The sequence below is a fragment of the Actinomadura rubrisoli genome (assembly GCF_004349215.1).
GTDB lineage: Bacteria > Actinomycetota > Actinomycetes > Streptosporangiales > Streptosporangiaceae > Spirillospora > Spirillospora rubrisoli.
The window spans coordinates 1-6,286 of sequence record NZ_SMKU01000451.1; the positions used below are offsets into that span (position 1 = coordinate 1).

Consider the following 6,286-nt stretch of genomic DNA (forward strand, 5'->3'; position numbering starts at 1 on the left):
CTTGCCGAGGCGGCGGCGCTCGTTTTTGGCGGCCTTGGTTCGTCTGGCGGCTTCGGGGGTTTTGGCTGTTTTATCGGGCTTGGCCGGGGGTGTTGCGCCCTCGGGGCGGGGGCGTGAGACGTCCCGCGCGCGCATCGCCGCGTCCACCGTGATCCGCATTCCGGGCTGGCCCATATGGCGTCTCCTTGCCGCGGTCGTGGACGGTTCCACGACCATTGGTACACCACGCGGCCTGGTGGGGGACAGGTCCGGGGTGGCCGAAGTCACGTGGTCTGGAGCGTTACAAGGAGTCACCACGGGCGCGGATGCCCGGCCGCCGGAGCCAATGCTCGATACAGTGCGGGGGTCATGCTGCAACGACTGGTGCATCTCCTCCCGCCGAGAGTGCGCGCCGTCCTGCGCAGGATCCCGCTGCTCGTGAGCCTCTACCGGTGGCTCAGGCGGGGGAAGCTGACCCGTGAGCGCTACGTGTTCGCGGCGCTGGCCCTCCTCGCGATCGTGATCGGGTTCGCGGCGGCGACCGACACGCGCGGCTGGGCCCCGTCGGGCGCGCTGGTCCTCACCGTCCTGGGCGGCGGCCTGCTGCTGAAGGTGCGCAGCCTGGTCGCCCTGCTGTGCGTCGTGATGGCGATGGTCGCCTACGACGCCTGGCACGACATCGCCGCGGTCGGCCCCGGGATGGTCGCCACGCTGGCGATCACCGCGGTGCTGGCGCTGACGCTGGCGCGGACCAGGCAGCAGCTCGGCGTGCAGGGCCTGCGCGGCGACTCGATGCTGCTGGAGCTGCGCGACCGGCTGCGGCGGCAGGGGGCGATGCCCGAGCTGCCCGACGGCTGGGACGCGCAGGTCGTCATGCTCCAGGCGGGCGGGTCGTCGTTCGGCGGCGACTTCGTGGTCTCCACCTGCGACGGCGACGCGCTGGAGGTCGCGCTGGTCGACGTCTCGGGGAAGGGCACCGACGCCGGTACCCGCGCCCTGATGCTGTCCGGTGCGTTCGGGGGCCTGCTTGGATCGATCCAACCTGATCGTTTCCTGCCCGCGTGCAACGACTACCTGCAACGCCAGCGGTGGGACGAGGGGTTCGTCACGGCGGTGCACGTCGTCGTCGACCTCAAGACGGGGGAGTACACGGTCGAATCGGCCGGGCACCCTCCCGCGGTGCAGTTCGACGCGGGCAGCGGGGCGTGGCAGGTCAGCCCGGCCAAGGGCGTGGTGCTCGGCGTCGTCCCCGACCTGCGCTGCCTGCCCGAGCGAGGGCTGCTGCGCCCCGGCGACGCGCTGCTGCTCTACACCGACGGGCTGGTGGAGTCGCCCGGCAGCGACCTGGACGCGGGCATCGACCGGCTCCTCGGCGAGGCGGAGCGGCTCGTCCCGCAGGGCTTCCGCAAGGGCGCGCGGGAACTGGTGGAGCGGATGGCGGCGGCGCGCGACGACGACTGCGCCCTCGTCCTGATCTGGCGCACCTGACCCGGGCGGGTCAGTGGCGGCCCTTCTTGCCGTGCTTGCCCTTGTGCTTGGCCTTCGGCGGTTTCTGCGGCTTGACGGGCGGGCGCTTGGACGGACGCGCCTTGACCGGGCCCGCCTTCTTCGTCGGGCTCACCGCCACGCTCGGCTTGGACGGCGTGGACGGGACGGCCGCCGGGGGCGCCTGGTCCTTGTTGCCCATCAGGCCCAGGACGACGGCTCCGACGAGGACGGTCCCCGCGGCGGCGCCGACGCCCGCGAGCAGGCGCGTCCGCGTGGACGCCATGGCGTCGGCCAGCCCGATCCCGAGCGGGGTGAACGCCTTGGTCGCGGTGTCGTCGTCCTGGCCGCCCATCCCGGCGTGGGCCGGAGGCGGAGCGGGCGCGTGCGGGGAGGCGTAGGGGAAGGCGGGCGCGGGGTCGCTGGGCGTCCTCGGCGCCGCCGCCGTCGTCTGCCCGTCCTCGGACTGCGACTGCTCGACCAGCGCAAGCAGCAGGTCGGACGCGGTCGGACGGTCGCCGGGGTTCCTCGACAGCGCGGCCCGGACGGTGGGCAGCAGCGACTCGGGGAGCCCGGACAGGTCGGCGTCCCCGGTCGTGACCCGCATGGACGCGGGGTCGCCGCCGAACGGCATGCGGCCGGTGCCGGCGTGGGCGACGAGGCAGCCCCAGGCGAAGATGTCGGCGGCCGGGGTCGCGGGCCCGCCCAGGAGGACCTCCGGGGCCATCCAGCCGGGCGTGCCGAGGACCTTGCCGGTGGCGGCGGTGGCGCTGTGGGAGTTCTGGCTGCGGGCGATGCCGAAGTCGATGACGCGGCAGCCGGACAGCGTGAGCATCACGTTGGCGGGCTTGAGGTCGCGGTGGACGAGCCCCGCCGCGTGGATCGCCGCGAGGGCGGAGGCCACGCCCACGGCGACGCCGTGCAGGTCGGCGGGCGGCAGCGGGCCGCACCCGGCGAGGCGGGCGTACAGGGAGACGCCGCCCACGTAGTCGGTGACGAGGTAGGGGCGGCCGTCCTCCTCGCCGTGCGCGAGGACGCGCGCTGTGCAGAACGAGGCGACGCGGCTCGCGAGGGCGGCCTCGTCGCGGAAGCGGCGGCGGTAGGACGGGTCCCCTGCCAGGTGCGGATGGATGGTCTTGACCGCGACGCGTCCGCCGGACACCGGGTCGGTGCCGAGGTAGACGGTGCCCATCCCGCCCGAGCCGAGCCGGCCCAGCAGGGGGTGCCCGCCGACCATGCGCGGGTCGGCGGGCTCCAGCGGCCGAATGTCACCGTCCATGGGCTCTTCCTGGCTCCCTTGCGTCCCGTCCGTCCATCCATCCCCGTTCGTCGGCAAAGTATGGCGTCTTCCTGTGCGAAGAGACAGGAAACGTGATCGTCATGTCGATGTAGCGCCCAGTGCACCGGGGAAGTGCAGAGTGGGAGCAGTTCGACAGCAGTCCGGACCCGCTGGATCCTCTCGGCGCGCGGGGGGCGGGCCGCTGGCGGCACCGAAGGCGATGCCCGCGCGGACGGCACCCCAGGGGTGGGAGGCGCCGTCCGCGCGGGCATCGGCCCCGGATTTCCCTAGTAATCCAGTTGACTTAGTAGGACATTGTCGCCAGGATGGGTATCGCGAGTTCCGCGCTCGTACTTCCCGCCGTTCGGGGCGCTCGTACGGTGGGAACCGCCGGATGGCCGGGACGGTGCGGCACGGCCCGTCCCGGCCACCGGCGCCTGCCTCACCCAGGCAGGCGCCCCCTCGGCTCCAGGCCGTCACGGTCCCCGCGGCCGGCGCCGCGCGCGTCGGCCCTCGCATCCGCCCTCCATGATCGGGCGAAGGTTTCGCAGGGCAAGGGACGGTAACAACAAGTTTTGCGCACTCCCCCCGGCGCGGGACGTCTCGCGGCGCGGCCGCCGCGCGCGACCGGAAGGGGGAGGGCGCCGGGGTGCGCATCATCGGGGACTGGTGGTCGCCCGCGTGCTGGTCGGTGCGGACCCGCGTGACGGCCGCCGCGACCCTGATCGTCGGCCTGCTGCTCACGATCGGCGTCACGATCTTCTACCAGGCCGTCCGCCACACGGTCTTCGAAGAGCTGAACGCGCGCGGCAGCCTGGCCGTCACCGACCTGGTCACGGTCTTCCGCACCCAGGACCCACGCGGCTTCCTGCCGGTGCGGGACGCCGACTTCTCCCTGCTCCAGGTGGTGGACGACCAGGGGCGCGTCCTCGCCTACAGCGACTCCCTGCGCGGGGAGGGGCCGCTGGACGTCCCGCGGCCCGCCGTGCCGGGGCGGACCGAGGCCAGCCAGGCGCACGTCCCGGGCGTCGCGACCGACGTCTACGTGGTCAGCGAGCGGGTGCGGACGCCGTTCGGCTGGCGCACCGTGCACGCGGGCGCGCCCATCACCGAGTTCACCCGCAACAGGGGCTTCTTCATGGGTGCGCTGGCCGCGTGCGTCCTGCTCGCCACGGCCGTGGTCGCGTGGATCGTGGCCGTCGCGATGCGGCGGGCGCTGCGTCCGGTCCGGATGATGAGCGCCGAGCTGGCCGAGATCACCGACGGCAAGCTGGACCGCCGGGTGACCGTCCCGGGCCCGGTCGACGAGGTCTCCGACCTGGCCCGGTCGGTGAACGTCACGCTGCGCCGGCTGGAGGACGTCCTGGCCCGGCAGCGCGGGTTCGTCGCGGACGTCTCGCACGAGCTGCGCAGCCCGCTGACCGGCCTGCGCACCCAGTTGGAGGTCGCGCTGGAAAGTCCAGAGGACGAGGACTGGCCGACGGTCGCGCGCGCGGCGCTCGGCGACGCCGACCGGCTCCAGGGGATCGTGACCGACCTGCTCATCCTGGCCAAGCTCGGCGCGGGGGTGCACTCCGAGCGGGAGCCGGTGGACCTCGGCGACCTGGTCCGCGGCGAGGCGGAGCGGCGGGAACGGCGCGTCCCGGTGGAGGTCGAGGCGGCGCGGGGGGTCGTGGTCATGGCCAACCGCGACCACATGGTCAGGCTGCTGACGAACCTCCTCGACAACGCCGAGCGGCACGCGCGGTCGCGGATCCGGGTGACGGCGGCCGCGGAGGGCCCCGACGCGGTGCTGGAGGTCGCCGACGACGGCACGGGCGTCCCGCCGGAGGACCGGGAGCGGATCTTCTGGCGGTTCCACCGGCTCGCCGAGGGCCGCAAGCGCGACCGCGGCGGCACGGGCCTCGGCCTGACCATCTCCCGCGACATCGCCCACGCCCACGGCGGGACGCTGGTGGCCGCCGAGTCCGACGACGGCGCCCGCTTCGTCCTCCGCGTCCCCCGCCGCCCCGACCGGCCCTAACCGAGCAGCGGGCGGCGGGTGTGGTGGGAGGTGGCCTGCTGGAAGGCGTGGCCGAGCCGCAGGACGGCCAGGTCCGCGCGGTGGGGGCCGACGATCTGCAGGCCGACGGGCAGCCCGTCGGGGGTGAAGCCTGCCGGGACCGACAGCGCGGGGCAGCCGGTCGCCGAGATCAGGTAGCAGGACCGCATCCACTCCAGGTAGTCGGGCATGGGGACCCCGGCGACCTCGTCCGGGTACTCCATGGCCGCGTCGAACGGCGGCACCTGGCTGACCGGCAGCAGCAGCGCGTCGTAGCGCTCGAAGAACGTCCGGACGCGGTGGAACAGCGCCGTGTGCAGCGCCTCGGCCCGTCCGACGTCGGTGGCGGTGAGGCGGCGCCCGGCCTCGATGTTCTCGGCGAGGGACGGCTTGAGGTCGGCGCGGCGCCCGTCCAGCAGCGGGCCGAGGGCGAGGTCCCAGTGCCAGGCCCGCAGCGTCCGGAACACCTCGTCCGCGCCCGACAGGTCGGGGCAGTCCTCCTCCACCGTGCAGCCGAGGTCGGCGAAGACCTTCGCGGCGGGTTCGAGGGCGCCGGTGACGGCGGGGTCGACGGGCACCGCCCCGCCGAGGTCGGGGGACCAGGCCACGCGCAGCCCGGCGGGATCGCGGTCCAGCGGGACGGCGAACGCTGCGCCCGGCGTCTCCAGCGCGATCGGGCTGCGCGGGTCGGGCCCGGCCAGTACCGACAGCAGCAGCGCGACGTCGGCGACGTCCCGGGCCATCGGGCCCTGCACCCCCATGGTCGCCCAGCCGGCGGGCACCGGCCACGACGGCACCCGTCCGGGCGAGGGACGGAACCCGACCACGTTGCAGAACGACGCGGGGTTGCGCAGCGAGCCGCCCATGTCGCTGCCGTCGGCGAGCGGATGCATCCCGCACGCCAGCGCGGCCGCCGCGCCGCCGCTGCTCCCGCCCGCCGACCGCGACAGGTCGTAGGGGTTGCGGGTGAGCCCGAAGACCGGGTTGAACGTGTGGGATCCGGCGGCGAACTCCGGCACGTTGGTCTTGCCCAGCGTGATGACTCCGGCGGCGCGCATCCGCTCGATGACCAGGTCGTCGGCGGCCGGGACGTGGTCGGCGAAGATCGGCGAACCGGACGTGGTGCGGATCCCGGCGGTGGCGTGGGTGTCCTTGTGCGCGACGGGCAGGCCGTGCAGCGGCCCGACCTCCGCGCCGGACGCGAGCCGTTCGTCGGCGGCGCGCGCCTGCTGCGTCGCCCGCTCAGCCACCAGCGTGACGATGGCGTTGACCTGCGGGTTCGTCCGCTCGATCCGGTCCAGGTGCGCGTGCAGGACCTCGCGCGCCGACAGCTCGCGGGCCCGGATCCGGCGCGCGAGCTCCCGGGCCGGGACGAAGTGGATCTCGTTCGACAAGGAGCTTCCCTCCTCAGGGGGCACCCGCGTGCCCGGACGTCCGGTGACGAACGTCATCATGCAGGGAGGACGGCGGCGGAGGCGATGGAGGGGTCGGGTGGCCGAGAG

Annotated in this window: 4 protein-coding genes; 2 read left to right on the forward strand and 2 right to left on the reverse strand. The window is 74.3% G+C overall.

Features of this window, described 5'->3' with window-relative positions:
* Window positions 1-348: 348 nt before the first annotated feature.
* Window positions 349-1,467 (forward strand): PP2C family protein-serine/threonine phosphatase, encoded by a 1,119-nt coding sequence (locus E1298_RS42625; RefSeq protein ID WP_131903078.1) that lies wholly within the window; start codon window positions 349-351, stop codon window positions 1,465-1,467.
* 10 nt (window positions 1,468-1,477) lie between these two features.
* Here the strand turns inward: E1298_RS42625 and E1298_RS42630 are convergent, their stop codons facing one another.
* Window positions 1,478-2,743 (reverse strand): serine/threonine-protein kinase, encoded by a 1,266-nt coding sequence (locus E1298_RS42630; protein ID WP_131903079.1) that lies wholly within the window; start codon window positions 2,741-2,743, stop codon window positions 1,478-1,480.
* 649 nt (window positions 2,744-3,392) lie between these two features.
* Between E1298_RS42630 and E1298_RS42635 the strand changes: the two genes are divergently transcribed.
* Window positions 3,393-4,766: a sensor histidine kinase gene (locus E1298_RS42635; protein WP_131903080.1), complete on the forward strand. Its 1,374-nt coding sequence runs from the start codon at window positions 3,393-3,395 to the stop codon at window positions 4,764-4,766.
* On the opposite strand, the gene E1298_RS42640 is transcribed toward E1298_RS42635, so the two are convergent.
* Window positions 4,763-6,238: an amidase gene (locus E1298_RS42640; protein ID WP_243726178.1), complete on the reverse strand. Its 1,476-nt coding sequence runs from the start codon at window positions 6,236-6,238 to the stop codon at window positions 4,763-4,765. The two genes, E1298_RS42635 and E1298_RS42640, sit on opposite strands and share 4 nt — an antisense overlap.
* Between the last annotated feature and the right edge of the window lie 48 nt (window positions 6,239-6,286).

Bases quoted from the DNA above. Each gene is read 5' to 3' on its own strand.
- E1298_RS42625 (WP_131903078.1), top strand. From the start codon at position 349: ATGCTGCAACGACTGGTGCATCTCCTCCCGCCGAGAGTGCGCGCCGTC.
- E1298_RS42630 (WP_131903079.1), bottom strand. From the start codon at position 2,743: ATGGACGGTGACATTCGGCCGCTGGAGCCCGCCGACCCGCGCATGGTC.
- E1298_RS42640 (WP_243726178.1), bottom strand. From the start codon at position 6,238: ATGATGACGTTCGTCACCGGACGTCCGGGCACGCGGGTGCCCCCTGAG.